The organism is Asanoa sp. WMMD1127, from assembly GCF_029626225.1.
Classification (GTDB): Bacteria; Actinomycetota; Actinomycetes; order Mycobacteriales; family Micromonosporaceae; genus Asanoa.
Genome location: NZ_JARUBP010000001.1, coordinates 5,767,365 through 5,784,729 on the forward strand (window position 1 = coordinate 5,767,365; position 17,365 = coordinate 5,784,729).

At 72.9% G+C, this 17,365-nt stretch carries 12 protein-coding genes; 8 read left to right on the forward strand and 4 right to left on the reverse strand.

Annotated elements, in window-relative coordinates:
- Positions 1–79 precede the first annotated feature (79 nt).
- Positions 80–1,963 (forward strand): GAF domain-containing SpoIIE family protein phosphatase, encoded by a 1,884-nt coding sequence (locus tag O7635_RS27540; RefSeq protein ID WP_278083386.1) that lies wholly within the window; start codon positions 80–82, stop codon positions 1,961–1,963.
- Between the two features lie 45 nt (positions 1,964–2,008).
- Here O7635_RS27540 and O7635_RS27545 read toward each other — a convergent pair whose 3' ends face one another.
- Together O7635_RS27545 and O7635_RS27550 are read right to left on the reverse strand one after the other, a co-directional pair.
- The gene (locus tag O7635_RS27545; RefSeq protein WP_278083387.1) at positions 2,009–4,270 is read right to left on the reverse strand and encodes a catalase; all 2,262 of its coding nucleotides are present in this window, start codon (positions 4,268–4,270) and stop codon (positions 2,009–2,011) included.
- An 87-nt stretch (positions 4,271–4,357) separates the two neighbouring features.
- Positions 4,358–4,852: a GNAT family N-acetyltransferase gene (locus tag O7635_RS27550; RefSeq protein ID WP_278085583.1), complete on the reverse strand. Its 495-nt coding sequence runs from the start codon at positions 4,850–4,852 to the stop codon at positions 4,358–4,360.
- Between the two features lie 74 nt (positions 4,853–4,926).
- Between O7635_RS27550 and O7635_RS27555 the strand changes: the two genes are divergently transcribed.
- Both O7635_RS27555 and O7635_RS27560 read left to right on the forward strand, forming a co-directional pair.
- Positions 4,927–5,847 carry a PfkB family carbohydrate kinase gene (locus O7635_RS27555; protein WP_278083388.1) on the forward strand — a complete coding sequence of 307 codons (921 nt, stop codon included), beginning with the start codon at positions 4,927–4,929 and terminating at the stop codon, positions 5,845–5,847.
- Between the two features lie 109 nt (positions 5,848–5,956).
- Positions 5,957–6,562: an N-acetyltransferase gene (locus O7635_RS27560; protein ID WP_278083389.1), complete on the forward strand. Its 606-nt coding sequence runs from the start codon at positions 5,957–5,959 to the stop codon at positions 6,560–6,562.
- Between the two features lie 37 nt (positions 6,563–6,599).
- Here the strand turns inward: O7635_RS27560 and O7635_RS27565 are convergent, their stop codons facing one another.
- Both O7635_RS27565 and O7635_RS27570 read right to left on the reverse strand, forming a co-directional pair.
- The gene (locus O7635_RS27565; RefSeq protein ID WP_278083390.1) at positions 6,600–7,157 is read right to left on the reverse strand and encodes a GtrA family protein; all 558 of its coding nucleotides are present in this window, start codon (positions 7,155–7,157) and stop codon (positions 6,600–6,602) included.
- A 61-nt stretch (positions 7,158–7,218) separates the two neighbouring features.
- Entirely contained in the window at positions 7,219–7,527 is a 309-nt protein-coding gene (locus O7635_RS27570; RefSeq protein ID WP_278083391.1) for a hypothetical protein, read from the reverse strand.
- Positions 7,528–7,658: 131 nt separating this feature from the next.
- Here O7635_RS27570 and O7635_RS27575 point away from each other — a divergent pair, with 131 nt between their 5' ends.
- The 5 genes from O7635_RS27575 to O7635_RS27600 all read left to right on the forward strand — a co-directional run bounded on the left by O7635_RS27575 (position 7,659) and on the right by O7635_RS27600 (position 17,362).
- Complete coding sequence (locus O7635_RS27575; protein WP_278083392.1) at positions 7,659–10,196, forward strand: tetratricopeptide repeat protein; 2,538 nt, start codon at positions 7,659–7,661, stop codon at positions 10,194–10,196.
- Positions 10,197–10,288: 92 nt separating this feature from the next.
- Positions 10,289–14,200 carry a ThuA domain-containing protein gene (locus O7635_RS27580; protein ID WP_347405304.1) on the forward strand — a complete coding sequence of 1,304 codons (3,912 nt, stop codon included), beginning with the start codon at positions 10,289–10,291 and terminating at the stop codon, positions 14,198–14,200.
- 61 nt (positions 14,201–14,261) lie between these two features.
- Positions 14,262–15,869 carry a SpoIIE family protein phosphatase gene (locus O7635_RS27590; protein ID WP_278083393.1) on the forward strand — a complete coding sequence of 536 codons (1,608 nt, stop codon included), beginning with the start codon at positions 14,262–14,264 and terminating at the stop codon, positions 15,867–15,869.
- On the forward strand, positions 15,870–16,388 hold the full coding sequence (locus O7635_RS27595; protein WP_278083394.1) for a 2'-5' RNA ligase family protein: 519 nt from the start codon (positions 15,870–15,872) through the stop codon (positions 16,386–16,388).
- Between the two features lie 80 nt (positions 16,389–16,468).
- Positions 16,469–17,362, forward strand: coding sequence for an aldo/keto reductase (locus tag O7635_RS27600; protein WP_278083395.1), 894 nt, complete (start codon positions 16,469–16,471; stop codon positions 17,360–17,362).
- Positions 17,363–17,365: the final 3 nt, after the last annotated feature.

Consider the following 17,365-nt stretch of genomic DNA (forward strand, 5'->3'; position numbering starts at 1 on the left):
ACGCCGGCCGGTCGGCGGCCGAACTGGCGCTAGAATTTCCGTGCCATCGGGTCGCACTGGAGAAGGGTGCGGGGTGCACGTGATCGAGGCATTCCGCGTCACGGAGCTCGGGCTCGCCGAAGCGCTGCGCCTGGGCGCCGGCCTGCGCGCCGCCGCCACCCCGGCGACCGACCTCGCCGCCGCCTGCGCCGCCGTCGCCGACGCCCTGCACGCCGCCCTGGTGGGCGACGACGCCGACCTCGCGTTGATGTCGGTGCGCCTCTACCTCAGCGAGCCCGGGGCCGATCCGGCGCTCGTCGCGGCCGCCGGCGACGCGCCACCGCAGATGGCCACCGTTCGGGTGACGGCCAACCCGGCGCCGATCGACCTGGTCGTCGCCACCCTCGGCCCCGCGGCCGAGGCGGCGCCGCGCACCGTGTCGCCACGGCACGCCGTCGTGCACGCGCACCCCACCGACGACCAGCCGCTGCTCGTCGACGGCGCGGTGTCCGCGTTCGGGTTCGGCGCGGCGCTGCCCGGTGGCCGGCTCTTCGCGGTCGCGGCGTTCGCGCGGGTGCCGCTGCCGTGGGGCATCGGTCACCGGTTCGACATCGTCGCCGCCAACGCCCGGGTGGCGCTCCGCGCCGCGCTCGCGGAGCCGGGCGACGAGGCCTGGAGCGATCTCGCGGCGCTGCTGACCGACACCGCCCGCGCCGAGGCCGACCGGGTGGACCTGATGGCCGCGCAGGCCCGGGCCGAGGCGGAGCTGGTCGGGACCCTGCAGCGGGTCGGCCGCGACCTGACGGCCGAGCTCGACCTGACCAGCCTCGTGCAGGCCGCCACCGACGCCGCCACCCGGGCGACCGAGGCCGGCTTCGGGTCGTTCTTCTACAACGTCACCGACCAGCGCGGCGAGTCCTACATGCTCTACACGCTGTCGGGCGTGCCCCGCGAGGCGTTCGCGCGGTTCCCGATGCCCCGCAACACGGCGGTCTTCGCCAACACGTTCGAGGGACGCGGCACGGTCCGCAGCGACGACATCGTCGCCGATCCACGCTACGGGCGGATGGCGCCGCACCACGGCATGCCGGCCGGCCACCTGCCCGTGCGCAGCTACCTCGCCGTCTCGGTGGTCTCACCGTCCACCGGCAACGTGCTCGGCGGGTTCTTCTTCGGGCACCCGGAACCGGCCCGGTTCAGCGACCGGCACGAGCGGCTGGCGGAGGGGATCGCCGGCCACACCGCGATCGCGATGGACAACGCGCGCCTCTACGCCCGGCAGCGTGGCACGGCCGCGACGCTGCAGCAGGCGATGCTGCCCGACCTCCCCGAGGTGCCGGGCATGACGGTCGTGTCCCGCTACCTGCCCGCCGCGACCGGCGTCGAGGTCGGGGGCGACTGGATGGACGTGATCCCGTTGGCGTCCGGCGGGCGGACCGCCTTCGTCGTCGGCGACGTGATGGGCCGCGGCGTCCACGCGGCCGCGCTGATGGGCCAGATCCGCACGGCCGCCCGCGCGTACGCCCTGCTGGACCTGCCGCCCGCCGAGGTCATGACGCTGCTGTCCCGCACCGCCCGGGGCCTGCGGGCCCACTTCATCACCTGTCTGTACGCCGTGCACGACCCGGCCGCCGGCACGCTCACCTACGCCAGCGGCGGCCACCTCCCGCCCGCGGTGATCGACCCCGACGGGCAGGTGCGGCTGCTGATGGAGCGCATCGGCATCCCGCTGGCCGTCGGTGACCGCTACGCGCAGCGCGAGATCGCGTTCCCGCCCGGCAGCGGCCTGTTCCTCTACACCGACGGGCTGGTCGAGGACCGGCGGCGCGTGCTCGACGACGGCCTGGACGCGCTCGTCGGGCGGCTGCGCGACCTCGCGGCCGCGGCCAACCCGGAGGACGAGTGCGACAAGCTGATCGTCGACCTCACCCAGGGCCAGCACGACGACGACATCGCGATCCTGTACGCGCGCCACAGGGGCTGAGCCGGGGCGGCGCGATCGCCGCGCCGCCCCGGCTGCCTGCGTGACTCAGGCGACCGTCGCCAGGAACCGGTCCCAGACGCGGTGCTTGGCCATCAGCGCCGACACGGCCGTGAGCGCGTCGGCGCCCGTCTCCGCGCCGACCACCCCGGGCGCCTCGGCGACGTCGGCCAGGTCGAGCGCGGCCCGGCCGGGACCCCACGCGCCGATCGCCTTCGCCTGCCGCCAGCACTCGTCGATCAGCAACGAGACCCGCGGGTCGAGCAGCGGCGAGCCCGGGGCGCCGGCCTTGTCGTCGCGGGCCGGCAGGGCGTCCGGCGCGGGCACCGGCGCGGTGGCCAGCAGGAGCGCGTCGAACTCGATCGACCGGGCGGTCGCGAACGTGCGCTGGACCGGCAGGTCGCCGACCATGCCGCCGTGCGGCGCGATCAGCAGTGGCACCATGCCGGCGGCGAACACGTCCCGGCGTACGCTCGCCACCTCGCTCAGGTCCGCGTCGGTGTCGACGACGATGCCCACGATCCGGCCGTCCGGCGGCCACTCCTGGCCGACCTGCGACAGCGCCGGGCTCGGCTCGACGTCGGCCAGGGGCACCGTCGGCTCGGGCGCCGGCAGGCCGAGGGCGGTCGCGACCTGCGAACACAGCACCGGGTCGATGTTGGCCAGGCAACGCAGCTGGCGCTCCTTGATCGCCTGTTCGTAGCACTTGCCGAGCTCGAACGCGTACGCCCGGATGATGTGCTCCTTCTCGACCGGCGACATGCTGCGCCAGAAGAGCCGCACCTGGCTGTAGTGGTCGTCGAAGGACACCGGGTTCGCGCGCACCTTGGGCGCTTCGGCGACGACCACCGGCACGTCGAGGAACGCGTGCTCGGCGTCGCCGGCCGTGAACGGGTTGCCGCCGTCGAGCGAGTTCGGCCGGTACGGCGCCACGCCCGAGTGCACGGCCTGCTGGTGGAAGCCGTCGCGGAGCATGTCGTTGACCGGCGCGTGCGGGCGGTTGATCGGGATCTGGTGGAAGTTCGGACCGGCCAGACGGGTCAGCTGGGTGTCCAGATAGGAGAACAGCCGGCCCTGCAGCAGCGGGTCGTTGGTCACGTCGATGCCCGGCGGCAGGTGGCCCAGGTGGAACGCGACCTGCTCGGTCTCGGCGAAGAAGTTGCTCGGCACCCGGTTGAGCACGAGCCGGCCGACGGCCTGCACCGGCGCCAGCTCCTCGGGCACGATCTTGGTCGGGTCGAGCAGGTCGATCCCCGCGAACGTCTCCTCGGGCGTGTCCGGCAGCAACTGCAGCCCCAGCTCCCACTCGGGGAACGCGCCGGCCTCGATGGCATCGTAGAGGTCGCGCCGGTGGAAGTCCGGGTCGACGCCGGCCGCGATCTGCGCCTCCTCCCAGGTCAGCGAGTGCACGCCGAGCTTGGGCTTCCAGTGGAACTTGGCCAGCGTGGTCTCACCCGCCTCGTTGACCAGCCGGAAGGTGTGCACGCCGAAACCTTCCATCGTCCGGTACGAGCGGGGGATGCCGCGGTCGGACATGTTCCACATCGTGTGGTGCTGCGCCTCGGTGTGCAGGGAGACGAAGTCCCAGAACGTGTCGTGCGCGCTCTGCGCCTGCGGGATCTCCCGGTCCGGGTGCGGCTTGCCGGCGTGGATGATGTCGGGGAACTTGATCGCGTCCTGGATGAAGAAGACCGGGATGTTGTTGCCGACCAGGTCGAAGGTGCCCTCGTCGGTGTAGAACTTCGTCGCGAAGCCGCGGGTGTCACGGACGGTGTCGGCCGAGCCCCGCGAGCCGAGGACGGTGGAGAAGCGGACGAAGACCGGTGTCTCCACGCCCTCCTGCAGGAAGCGCGCCCGGGTGACGTTGGCGGCGCTGCCGTAGGCGGTGAACACCCCGTGCGCCCCGGCGCCGCGCGCGTGCACGACCCGCTCGGGAATCCGCTCGTGGTCGAAATGCGTGATCTTCTCGCGGAAGTGGTGGTCCTGAAGGAGGATCGGGCCGCGCGGGCCGGCCTTGAGGGAGTGGTCGGTGTCGCGGAGCCGGGCCCCCTGCGCGGTGGTGAGGTATTCGCCGTGCTGGGCGTTGACGGTCGGCGGCGAGCCGTACTCGGCCCCGGTCGGGGTGCGGTTCTCCGGCGTGCCGTGCTCGTGCTTGGGCGGCAACGGGTCACGCGGCGCGGTCGGCTCGTCGACCGTCGGCGGCTCGCTGCCGGGCGCCCCCGGCACCTTGTCGGTCAGTATCTCGGCCACCTTCGACGCGGCGGCCTCCACGGCGCCCTTGACCTTTTCGGTGGCTTTGCGCGCTTCCACGTATCCGGCCCTTTCGTCAGCTATTGCACGTCCGGGGCCGGGCTACCCGCGTTTCGGAAGGTCAAACTCCGTGGTGCCCCGATCCGGTCATCGGCCGAGGTCCTTCACGAGGAAGCGGCACGGGTCGGCCACCTCGTGGCGGGTGCCGGCCTCGTCCACGTAGCTGTAGTGGTCCACGTAGCGGCAGTTCGGGTCGGTGTAGCCGAGGCGGGCGTACAACGCCGCCGCTCGGGGGTTGTGGTCGTCGACGCCCAGGCCGACGCGGTGGTGGCCGCGCTCCGCGGCGAGCGCCTCGGCCGCGCGGACCAAGGCCGTGCCGATGCCCTGCGACTGCCGGCCCGGGGCGACCGCCAGGCCGTTGATCTCCGGGCAGTCCGGGATCCGCTCCCGTACCGCCGGCTCCTTCGCACCCGCCCACAGGACCTCGCCGCAACCGACCAGTACGCCGTCGATCTCGGCGACCAGGAAGGTGCTCAGCCCGTCGGCCTGGCGGCCGTAGCGGGCCTCGTGGAAGCGGCTCGGGCCCGTGGGCATGGTCTGCTCGAGCCGTTCGACGTCGGCCGGCCGGCTTTGTCGGATCATCACGGTTCACTACTTTGCCGGATGTTCACCCAGTTCGTTGGTCAGGCTGCTTGCCGGTGGGCAAGCTTGGAGGCATGGGTGATGACCGGGTCATGGTGTTCGCGCCGGCGCCGCAGCTGACGATTACCGTCGAGCAGCCCGCCGACCACGTCGAGATCCACGTGCATCCGGGTGGTCAGGGTGTGTGGCAGGCCCGCATGCTGGTCAACCTCGGCGTCGAGGTGGTCTTCTGCACGACGCTGGGCGGCGAGCTCGGCCGTGTGCTCCGGCCGCTGCTCGCCGCCGAGGACGTGGACCTGCGGGTGGTCGAACGCGAGATGAGCAGCGGCGGCTACATCCACGACCGGCGGGCGGGGCAGCGGGAGGAGATCGCCGACGTGCCGGGGCACCCGCTCAGCCGCCACGACATGGACGAGGTCTACGACGTGGCGCTCGCCGCGGGGCTGCGTACCCCGGTCAGCGTGCTGTCCGGACCGTCCGACCCGTCGATCGTCGACGCGGACCTCTACCGGCGGCTGGCCACCGACCTGGGCGCCCACGGCGGGCGGGTGGTGATCGACCTGTCGGGCGACTACCTGAGCGCCGCGCTGCCCGGACGGCCGGCGTTCGTCAAGGTCAGCCACGAGGAGCTGATCGCCGACGGCCGCGCCGCCGACGACTCCGAAGCGGCCCTGCTCGCCGCGCTCGAGTCGCTGTGCGCCGACGGCGCCGGGTCCGCGCTGGTCAGCCGGGCCGGCGCGGGCGCGCTGGCGATGCTCGACGGGAAGCCCTACCGCGTCGCCGCGCCACGGATGGAGGCGGTCGACCCGCGCGGCGCCGGCGACTCGATGACCGCCGGCGTCGCCGCCGTGCTGGCGCGCGACGGCGACCTGCGGGACGCGGTGCGCACCGGCGCGGCCGCGGGCGCCCTCAACGTCACCCGCCACGGCCTCGGCACGGGCCACGCCGAAGCCATCGCCACCCTCACCGAACGCGTCACCCTCGAAGCGCTGTAGGGCGAGCCAGGGCAGAGTGATCTTGCGCACCACCGTCGACATTGCTCTTCGCGAGCCGATCGCATTAGTCTCCGCGCGACTGTCGCACCCCGACACCACAGGAGAGCTTGTGTCGACAACCCCTCGTGTACGCCCCGCCTCGGCAACCGATGTGCCGGCCCTCAAGTCGGTCATCGCGGCGGCGTTCATGGCCGATCCGATCGCCGACTGGATCTTCCGGGACGAGGCGACGCGGCACGCCGAGCACCTCGTGTTCTTCGGCGCGTTCGTGGACCTCGCCCTGGCCGCTGGTACGGCGGAGACCGTCGACGACCACAAGGGACTCGCGCTCTGGCTCGACGTGGACGTCGACGCGCCGGAGCCGGAGGACGACGGGTCGATGGGCGCCGCGTTCGAGGCCGGTCTCGACGGGGAGACACTCAAGCGGGTCGGGATGCTCGACGAGCTGATGGCCGCCGGTCACCCGCACGACCGCAGCCACGCGTACCTGCCGTTCATCGCCGTCCACCCGGAGCACCAGGGCGCCGGCGTCGGCGCCGCGCTGCTCCGGCACCGGCTGGCGGAGCTCGACGCGGCCGGGCGTCCGGCGTACCTCGAGGCGAGCAACCTGCGCAACGCCGCGCTCTACGAGCGGCTGGGCTTCGCACGCCTGCCGCGCACGATCGACCTGCCGGAAGGGCCGTCGCTCTACCCGATGTGGCGCGACCCGCGCTGAGCGCACGAGGGGCGCCGCACGAGCGGCGCCCCTCGGCCTACGCGACCTTGCGGTCGGAGTCCTCCGCGCCGAAGCTGACGCGGGCGACCTTGCGGCCCCGCCGGGCGGCCGGCCGGGCGTCGGTCTGCGGGAAGACCCACTTGCGGTAGGCCCACAGCCGGAACACCATGGCCAGCAGCGTGCCGATGATCATGCCCCAGGCGAAGTCGGAGACTTCCTGGGCGGTGCGCGAGATGTGCGGGGTCTGCAGCTGGAACGCGTACCGCGCCAGATAGAGCGGCGCCGAGTTGAGCGCGATGCCGACCGCGTTGATCAGGATGTAGAGGCCGAGCTCGTGGTGCGCCCGCCGGCCGCCCCGGGTGCGGAAGGTCCACTCGCGGTTGAGCGCGTAGGACACGAACGCGGCGATGACGGTCGCGACGGTCAGCGCCGTCACCGGCTTGCTGGCGAAGACGGTCACCTTGAGCGCGTAGTTGATGACCGCGGTGAGCGCCCAGCAGAACCCGCCGACGGCGATGAACTTGACCGCCTCGCGGCGCCGGAACACCTGCTTTCGCAGCGGCGCGGGCAAAATCTGCAGCAGTCGGCTGGTCATGCGCACCGGCGCACTCTACTGCTCCGGCATGAGTGCCGGAAATCAACCGGCGCGTCGCGGGTCAGCCGCGCGGCGGGCGCCGATCGGCGGCGACGTAGGAGGCGGCCGCGGTCAGGGCCGACACCGCCAGCACCGAGGGCCACGAACCGATCCGCCTGGCGAGGGGATGGGAGAGCCCGAAGGCGCCGACGTACGTGGCCACGAGCGCCCCGGTCACGGCGGGGCTGGTCCGCCGGGCCCACTCGCGACCGGCCAGCACCCCGCCCGCGGCGAGCACGGCCCCGCCGAGCGGCCGGACGCCGGTCTGCCGCGCCAGCTGCCACCCACCGATGAGCGAACCGGCGGTGATGACCGCGGTAGGAATGCGCATCTCCCGACCGTACACCGCCCGCTGTGACCACTGTGGACGGATCGACGGGCAGCGGCAATGATCACAGCGAATGGATAAATACCCCAAATCGGGGTAATGTGAGTGCGCCTCGAACGGGGGGATGGGGCGACATGGTTCTTCAGGGCAGCACGGACGAGGCCGCCTTCGTCACCCGTACGCCGGATCGCCGGTTGCGGGTTTTCGTCTCGTCGGCGCTCGACGAGCTCGAACCCGAGCGGCTCGCCGTCCGCGACGCGATCGCCCGGATGCGGCTGGTGCCGGTGATGTTCGAGTTGGGTGCCCGCGCCCGCGAGCCGGCCTCAGGCGACGTCTACCGCGACTACATCGAGCCCAGCCAGGTGTTCGTCGGCATCTATTCGGAGCGCTTCCACCCGGCGATCGAGGAGGAGTTCGACCTCGCCGGTGACCTGCCGAAACTGATCTACGTCAAGTCGCCCGCGCCCGAGCGGGACCCGCGCCTGGGTGCGCTGCTCGACCGGATCCGCGACGACGCCCAGGTCAGCTACCGGCACTTCCGCACGGCCGACGAGCTGCGGCGGGTCGTCGGCGAGGACGTCGCCCTGCTGCTGACCGAGCGGTTCAACCCGCCCGAGCCACCGGCCGTCGGCGAGGACCTGCCCGTGCGCCCGGGCCGGCTCTACGGCCGGACCGCCGAGCGGGAGCGCCTGCGCGAGCTGCTGACCGGCGATGTGCGCCTCGTCACGCTGATCGGGCCGGGCGGCGTCGGCAAGACCTCGCTCGCCGTGGAGTGCGCCGCGTCTCTGCGGTCCATGTTCGCCGACGGCGTGCGGTTCGTCGACCTGTCCGCGGTCCCCGAGCCCGAGCTGGTGCCGCCCGCGCTGGCCCACGCGCTGGGCCTGCGCACCATGCCGAACCGGCCGGCGGTCGACGACATCGTGACCTACCTGCGCGACCGCGAGCTGCTCCTGCTGATCGACAACTGGGAGCACCTGGTCGACGCCGCGCCGCTGATCGGCACGATGCTCAACGCGGCCCGCGGCGTCTCCGTCATGGCCACCAGCCGCGTGCCGCTGCGGCTGACCGGGGAGCACGTCTTCGACGTCCCGCCGCTGCCGGTGCCCGGCCCCGACGACGACCCCGAAGGAGCGATCCGGGGCGACGGCGCCGCCCGGCTGTTCGTCGAGCGGGCCCGGGCGGTGGCGTCCGACTTCGCGGTGGGCCCCGAGAACGCCGCGGCGATCGTCGAGATCGTCCGCCGGCTCGACGGATTGCCGCTGGCGATCGAGCTCGCCGCGGCCAAGGTGCGGGTGCTGACCCCGCAGGGCCTGCTCGACCGGTTCGGCGGCCGGCTCGGCACGCTGGCCGGCGGCCCCCGCGACCTGCCCGCCCGGCAGCGCACGCTGCGCGACACCATCGCCTGGAGCTACCACCTGCTGCCGGCCGAGGGGCAGGAGGTCTTCGCCCGCCTCGGCGTCCTCGCGAGCCCGTTCGACCTCGACGCGGCCCGCGCGGTCGCCGGCCTCACCGAGCCCGGCGCCGGGCTGGAGGCGCTCGGCGCGCTGATCGAGAGCAGCCTGGTCACCCAGGCCGGCGACCAGGAGCCCCGGTTCGCGGTGCTCGGCGTCATCCGGGAGTACGCGCTGGAGAAGCTGCACGAGGCCGCCGACTGGCGCGAGGTCTGCGACCGGCACGCCCGCTACTTCCTGGACTTCGCCGAGCACACGTCGCCCCGGGTCGGGCAGATCTCCACCGATCCCGAGGCCGTGCACCGGCTCGAGGTCGAGCACGCCAACCTGCGGGCCGCGATGAACTGGTTCCTGCTGACGGACCAGATGGAAGAGGCGGTGCGGCTGGGCTGGATGCTGTGGCCACTGTGGTGGCTGCGCGGCCACGCCGAGGAGGGCGCCCGGACCATCGGCCGGATGCTCGAGCACGCCGACTCGCTGTCGCCCAGGGCGTACGCCCACGTGTTGTTCGGCGAGGGCGCGCTGGCGTTCATCAGCGGCGACCACACCCACGCCCGGCCCACCCTCGAACGGCTCCTGCCGATGCTGCGCGAGCTCGGCGAGCAGGACGTGACCGCCCGCACGACCGGGATGCTGGGCCAGCTGGCGCTCGCCCGCGGCGACTGGGAGCAGGCCCGCGAGCTGCTCGAGGAGACGAGGCGGATCAGCGAGGGGCTCGGCGAGCACTGGATGGCCGGGCTCTACCACACCCGGCTCGGGACGATCCCGCTCACGCAGGGCGACTACGCCGCGGCGACCGAGCAGTTCGCCGACGGCCTGCGGGTCGCCCGGGAGACCAACGACCACCTCGGCGCGGTCGTGGCGCTCTACAGCCTGGCCGTCACCGCGACGACGGAGGGCGACCAGGAACGCGCGGCCGAATACCTGGCGGCCGGCCTGCAGGAGTCGGCGGACGCGCGCGACGAGGCGGGGGCGGCGCTCTACCTCGCCGCGTTCGCGGACCTGGCCGTGCTGGTCGGCGACGAGGAGCGGGCCGTCCGGCTGGCGGCCGTGGCGCAGAAGCTGCAGACCCGGGCCGGCGCCGCCTGGATGCAGGCATATGTGCCGCCCTGGCCGGCTCGGGCCTTCACCCTCGACACCCGCGCCTACGCCCGGGCCTATGCGCGGGGCACCGCGGACACCCTCGCCTCCGCGGTCGCGTACGCCCTCGGTGAATATTGAGGGATTGACGGAGAGCGCTCTATCGGACATCGTGTGGGCACGGCGTGGTCGGCGCACGTCTTCATGACCGTCCCCATGAGAAAGGTCCGATCATGTTGCGCAGAGCGCTGCTCTGCGTCGCCCTCGTGGCAGCGACTCTCGTCGGTATTCCGGCGAGTCCCGCTCTCGCGGCCGACTTCACCGTGCTGGTCTTCAGCAAAACGGCGGGGTTCCGGCACGACTCGATCCCGGCGGGCATCGCCGCGATCCAGCAACTGGGCGCGCAGAACAACTTCACCGTCGAGGCCACTGAGGACGCCACGGCGTTCACGGCGGCCAACCTGGCGAGATTCCAGGCCGTCATCTTCCTGTCCACCACGGGCGACGTGCTCAACGCCGCCCAGCAGACCGCGTTCGAGGGGTACATCCGCGCCGGCGGCGGCTACGCGGGCGTGCACGCCGCCGCGGACACCGAGTACGACTGGTCCTGGTACGGCAGCCTGGTCGGCGCCTACTTCCTGCAGCACCCGGCGATCCAGCAGGCCACGGTGCGGATCGAAGACGCCACCCACCCGTCGACGGCCGGCCTGCCGGCCAACTGGGTCCGCACCGACGAGTGGTACAGCTACCGCACCAACCCGCGGTCCAACGTGCGCGTGCTGGCCAACCTCAACGAGGCCACCTACACCGGCGGCGGGATGGGCGACCACCCGATCGTCTGGTGCCGCGCCTACGACGGCGGCCGGAGCTGGTACACCGGCATGGGCCACACCCAGGAGAGCTACGCGGACACCAACTTCCGCAACCATCTCCTGGGCGGCATCCGGTACGCGGCCCAGGGCACCGGAAACTGCTCGACAGGGTCCGGCCCGGTCGACCCGCCGGGCTCGTTCGCCCAGGTGACGCTGGCCAAGGGCGTGGCCGAGACCGGTGAGCCGATGGGCCTGACGGTGCTGCCCGACCGGGGCGTGCTGCACACCTCGCGCGACGGCACGGTCCGCTACACCGACGCCGCCGGCAACACCAAGGTGGCGCTGACGCTGCCGGTCTACACGCACGACGAGGAGGGCCTGCAGAGCATCAAGGCCGACCCGGCGTTCGCCACGAACCGCTGGGTCTATCTCTACTTCGCGCCACCACTGTCCACACCGGCCGGTGACTCGCCGACGACCGGCACGGCGGCGCAGTTCGCGCCGTTCAACGGCGTCAACCGGTTGGCCCGCTTCACGGTCCGGGCCGACAACACCATCGACCCGGCGTCGGCGGTGACGGTCATCGAGGTGCCGTCGAGCCGCGGCCAGTGCTGCCACGTCGGCGGCGACATCGACTTCGACGCGGCGGGCAACCTCTATCTGTCCACCGGTGACGACACCAACCCGTTCGACTCGGGTGGCTACGCGCCGCTCGACGAGCGGGCCGACCGCAACCCGGCCTTCGACGCGCAGCGCTCCTCGGGCAACACCAACGACCTGCGGGGCAAGGTCCTGCGGATCAAGCCGTCGGCGGCCGGCGGCTACACGATCCCCTCCGGCAACATGTTCGCCCCCGGCACGGCCAACACCAGGCCCGAGGTCTACGCGATGGGCTTCCGGAACCCGTTCCGGATGAGCGTCGACAAGGCGACCGGCATCGTCTACCTCGGTGACTACGGGCCGGACGCCGGCACCGCCGACCCCAACCGCGGGCCGGCCGGCACGGTCTCCTACGAGCGGATCACCCAGCCCGGCTTCTACGGCTGGCCGTACTGCTCCAACTACAACACGCCGTACCACGAGTACACGTTCCCCAGTGGACCGTCGCTGGGCACCTACAACTGCGCGGGCGGCCCGACCAACAACTCGCGCAACAACACCGGCCTGACCACCCTGCCGGCGTCGCGGGCGGCATGGCTGCCCTACGGCGGCGGCCAGGACCCGCCCGGCATCTGCTGCGGTAGCCTCTCGCCGATGGGCGGCGCGGTCTACCGCTACAACGCCGCGCTCAACTCGTCGGTGAAGTTCCCGCCCTCGTACGACGGGAAGTTCTTCGCCACCGAGTTCGGCCGCCGGTTCATCAAGACGATCAACATCAACGCCAACGGCACGCCCGGCACGATCACGAACTTCCCCTGGACCGGCACCCAGGTGATGGACTACGAGTTCGGACCGGACGGTGCGCTCTACGTGCTCGACTACGGCACCGGCTGGTTCGGCGGCGACGCCAACTCGGCCGTCTACCGCATCGAGTACCAGGTCACCGGCGGCAACCGGCCACCGGTCGCGGTGGCGTCGGCCAACCCGACGGGCGGCAACGCCCCGCTGACGGTCCAGTTCTCGTCGGCCGGCTCCACGGACCCGGACGGCAACCCGCTGACGTACGCCTGGGACTTCCAGACCAACGGCTCGGTGGACTCGACCGCGGCCAACCCGTCGTTCACCTACACCGCCAACGGCCAGTACACGGCGACGTTGACCGTGCGCGACCCGTCCGGCGCGACCGCCACGGCCAGCGTGGTGATCGGCGTGGGTGGCCCGACGGTCAGCGTGTCGCTGCCCCAGCCGGGTCGCCTGTTCAACTTCGGTGACCAGGTGCCGTTCACGGTCAACGTGACCGACCCGGCCAACCCGACGATCGACTGTTCCCGGGTCACGGTCAGCTACGTGCTCGGGCACGACTCGCACGGCCACCCGATCACCAGCGTCAACGGCTGCTCGGGCAACATCCAGACGACGGTGGACGGCGAGCACGACGTCTCGGCGAACATCTTCGGGATCATCAACGCCGCGTACACCCCGCCGGGGTCGACCACGGCGATCAACGCGACCCCGGTGGTGCTCCAGCCGCGCCAGCGCCAGGCCGAGCACTTCGGCGGCCAGCAGGGCGTCAGCATCGTGACGTCGAGCGCGGCCCAGGGTGGCAGCGCGGTCGGCAACGTCTCCAACGGCGACTGGATCTCGTTCAACCCGTACTACCTGTCCGGGCTGGCCACCGGGTTCACCGCCCGGGTGTCGGCGCCGGCGGGCGGTGGCGGCACGATCACGCTCCGTTCGGGGTCGGCCACCGGCGCGGTCGTCGGCACGGCCACGGTCGCGGCGACGGGCTCGTTCGACACGTTCGCCGAGGTCAGCGGCACGATCACCGCGCCCACCGGGTCCGGGCCGCTGTTCCTGGTGTTCACCGGCGGGGCCGGGGCGGCGCTGTTCAACGTCGACTCGTTCGCGTTCACCAGCGGCGGCACCCCGCCGACCGGGACCAACCTGGCGCTGAACAAGCCGGCGACGGCCTCCAGCACCGAGGACGCGGTCGCCTACCCGGCCTCGGCGGCCGTGGACGCCTCGGCGACCACCCGCTGGTCGAGCGCGTTCGGCGACCCGCAGTGGATCCAGGTCGACCTGGGCCAGACGTACGCGATCGACCGCGTGCGGCTGCTCTGGGAGGCGGCGTACGGGTCGGCGTACCGGATCGAGACCTCGACCAACGGGACCACCTGGACCGTCGCCCGGACGGTGACGGGCGGCAACGGCGGCGAGGACGACAACACCGGGCTGAACGCCAGCGGCCGCTACGTGCGCATCTACGGCACGGCCCGCGGCACCGCCTGGGGCTACTCGCTGTTCTCGTTCGAGGTCTACGGCGGTGGCGGCCAGCCTCCGACGGCGACCAACGTGGCGCTCAACAAGCCGGCGACGGCGTCGAGCGTCGAGAACGCGGCGTTCCCGGCCTCGCAGGCCGTGGACGCCTCCACCACCACCCGGTGGTCGAGCGCGTTCGGTGACCCGCAGTGGATCCAGGTCGACCTCGGCCAGACCTACTCGATCAGCCGGGTCCGGCTGCTCTGGGAGGCGGCGTACGGGTCGGCGTACCGGATCGAGACCTCGACCAACGGCACCACCTGGACCGTCGCCCGGACGGTGACGGGCGGCAACGGCGGCGAGGACGACAACACCGGCCTCTCCGCGAGCGGCCGCTATGTCCGGATCTACGGCACCGCCCGGGGTACGGCGTACGGCTATTCCTTGTTCAACCTGGAAGTGTTCGGAAGCTGACCGGGTCCGGTGGGGGGTGCGCTGCCGCACCCCCCACCGCTTCCGGAGTTAGGCTGTGCGCGTGATCGAAGCGGCCACCGACAGCGACGAGCGCCTACGGCGCCTCGAAGCCGTCACCGACGCCGCCCTTTCCCACCTCGACGTCGACGAACTGCTCGCGGAGCTGCTCGAGCGGATCCGTGACCTGCTGCACGTCGACACCGCGGTGATCCTGCTGCTCGACCCGCACGCCCGGCAGCTGGTCGCCTCCGCCGCGACGGGTCTCGACGAGTCGTTCCGGCTCGGCGCGCGCGTCCCCGTGGGCCGGGGGTTCGCCGGCCGGATCGCCCGCGACCGCAAACCGGTGATCGTCGACGACGCCACCGAGGAGAGCGACACCAGCCCGCTGATCCGCGGGCGCGGCATCCGGTCGCTGCTCGGGGTGCCGATCTACGGCGGCGGCGAGCTGGCCGGCGTGCTCCACGTCGGCAGCATGCGGCCGCGGGCGTTCAACGCCGACGACGTGCGCCTGCTGGAGATGGTCGCCGACCGGGCCAGCGTCGCGACGCACACCCGGGCCGGCACCGTCGACCGCGACACCGCGCTCGCCCTCCAGCGCAGCCTGCTGCCGACCGCCCTGGCCGAGGTGCCGGGCGTCGAGATGGCGGCCCGCTACCTGCCGGGCCACGACTCCGGCGTCGGCGGCGACTGGTACGACGTGTTCACCCTGCCCTCCGGCTGGCTCGGTGTGGTGGTCGGCGACGTGTCCGGCCACGGCCTGCAGTCCGCCGTGGTGATGGGCCGGCTGCGCAGCGCGCTGCGGGCGTACGCCCTGGTCTGTGCCGATCCGGCCGACGCGCTCGTGCACCTCGACGCGAAGGTGCACCATTTCGAGACCGGCAACCTGGCCACCGTGCTCTACGCGATGATCCCGCCGGAGCGCGACAGCATCCACGTCTCGGTCGCCGGCCATCCGAGGCCGGTGCTGGTCGACGCGGCCGGGCACGTCGAGCTGCTGCGCGCGCCGGCGGACGTGCCGCTGGGGATGGGCCGGCCGAGCACGCGGCGGCGCACCACCGTCGTCGACTTCCCGCCGGGCGCGCTGCTGGTCTGCTACACCGACGGGCTGATCGAGCGCCGGCGCGAGTCGATCGACGTCGGCCTCGACCGGCTCCGCGCCACGGTCTGGCCCGGCGAGCCCGACGAGGTCTGCACCGCGCTGATGCTCTCCGTGGGCGCCGAACGCCCGTCCGACGACACGGCCCTGCTGGCCATCCGCCGGATCGGTCCGCCGCCGGCGCCCGAGCCGCGGGTCCTGGTCGACGCCGCGTTCGACCGGGCCGGGGTGGCGTCGCTGCGCCGCCGGGTCGCCGACGCGGCGGAGCGGCACGGCATGACCGAGGAGGCCGCCGACGACTTCATCGCCGCGGTCAACGAGGTGATGACCAACGCGATCCGGCACGGCGGCGGCACCGGGATGCTGCGCCTGCTGGGCGACGGCCGGCTGGTCTGCGAGGTACGCGACCACGGCGGCGGCTTCCCGGCGGCCGACTTCCTGGCCCGGCGCGAGCGCCCGATCCCGTCGTCGACGGGCGGCATGGGCCTGTGGATCGCCCAGCAGACCAGTCACGCCTTGGAGATCGAGAGCACTCCGGCCGGAACGCTGGTGCGGATCACCGCGGCCGGCTGAATGGTCGCGGCGCTCGAGCTCTACCTCGACACCGACGCCACCCGCCGCCTGCGGGCGCTGTGGCAGGCGCTCGAGGCGGAGGGGATACCGACGCTGGCGTCGCTGCAGGACTCGAAGCACCGCCCGCACGTCTCGCTGGCGGCGGCGTCGCGCCTGTCACCGGCGGCGGTGGCCGACGCCCTGGGCTCTTTCCCGGTCGGTCGTGGGCTGGAGCTGGAGATGGACTTCGTGGGCCAGTTCGTCGGCCGGGTGCTGTGGCTGGGCGTGACGCCGACCGCGGAGCTGCTGGACCGCCACCGGGCGGTGCACGACCGCCTGGCGGCGGGTGGGGTCGAGGTCTGGGAGCACTACCGCCCGGGTCGCTGGGTGCCGCACTGCACGGTCTCGCTGCGCGTCCCGAACCCGCTGATGGGCCAGGCGGTCCGCCGCTGCCTGGAGATCCTCCCGCTGCGCGCGACGGCCACCGGCGCCTCGATCACCGACCACGCCAACGACATCGCCCACGCCCTGCCGGGCTGACCCTTCCTAGGATGCCCTACGCCATGTGGCGGTCCGCGGGTCTGAGCAGCGGCGGCGGCGGGAGAGGGCATGCTGTCTGGGTGGGTTTTGATCGACTGGATCTGACGGCGCCGGTCCGCCGGGTGGGGTTGGGGCTCGCGGCGTTGGGGCGGCCCGGCTACATCAACCTCGGGCGCGACCGGGACCTGCCCGCCGAGCGCACCGTTGATGCCATGCGGCGCCGCACGCACGAGGTTCTCGACGCGGCGTACGCGGCCGGGATCCGCTACTTCGACGCCGCGCGCTCGTACGGTCGGGCCGAGGAGTTCCTCGCCAGCTGGCTGCACGACCGGCCCGACGTCGTGGTCGGCTCGAAGTGGGGCTACACCTACGTGGCCGGCTGGCGGGTCGACGCCAAGGTGCACGAGACCAAGGACCACAGCGTCGGTACGTTCGACCGTCAGGTGGCCGAGACCCGCCAGCTGCTCGGCGACCGGCTCGACCTCTACCAGATCCACTCGCTCACGCCGGAGAGCAGCGCGCTGACCGATCCCGTGTTGCACCGCCACCTCGCCGACCTCGGCGCCCGAGGGGTGACCGTCGGCGTGTCGACCAGCGGCCCGCGGCAGGGTGACGCGATCCGGGCCGCCCTGGCGATCGAGGTCGACGGCGCGCCGCTGTTCCACAGCTTCCAGGCCACCTGGAACCCGCTCGAGCCGTCCGCCGGGCCGGCGCTGCGCGAGGCCCACGAGGCCGGCCGCCACGTGATCGTCAAGGAGGCCGTGGCCAACGGCCGGCTCGCCGCCCGGGACGCCGACGTGCTGGCGCACGCGCTGGCCCAACCCTGGGTCGACGTGGTCCTCTCCGGCGCGGCGACCACGGCCCAGCTCGCCAGCAACCTGCGGGCCCTCGACGTGACCGACCCGGGGCCGCTGCCCGCGGCGGAGACGCCGGCGGACTACTGGCAGCACCGCGCGTCGCTGCCCTGGTCATAGTCG

Coding starts and splice junctions, on each gene's coding strand:
- O7635_RS27595 (WP_278083394.1), top strand. CDS start 15,870: ATGGTCGCGGCGCTCGAGCTCTACCTCGACACCGACGCCACCCGCCGC.
- O7635_RS27555 (WP_278083388.1), top strand. CDS start 4,927: ATGGGTGATGACCGGGTCATGGTGTTCGCGCCGGCGCCGCAGCTGACG.
- O7635_RS27565 (WP_278083390.1), bottom strand. CDS start 7,157: ATGACCAGCCGACTGCTGCAGATTTTGCCCGCGCCGCTGCGAAAGCAG.
- O7635_RS27550 (WP_278085583.1), bottom strand. CDS start 4,852: ATGATCCGACAAAGCCGGCCGGCCGACGTCGAACGGCTCGAGCAGACC.
- O7635_RS27570 (WP_278083391.1), bottom strand. CDS start 7,527: ATGCGCATTCCTACCGCGGTCATCACCGCCGGTTCGCTCATCGGTGGG.
- O7635_RS27580 (WP_347405304.1), top strand. CDS start 10,289: ATGTTGCGCAGAGCGCTGCTCTGCGTCGCCCTCGTGGCAGCGACTCTC.
- O7635_RS27575 (WP_278083392.1), top strand. CDS start 7,659: ATGGTTCTTCAGGGCAGCACGGACGAGGCCGCCTTCGTCACCCGTACG.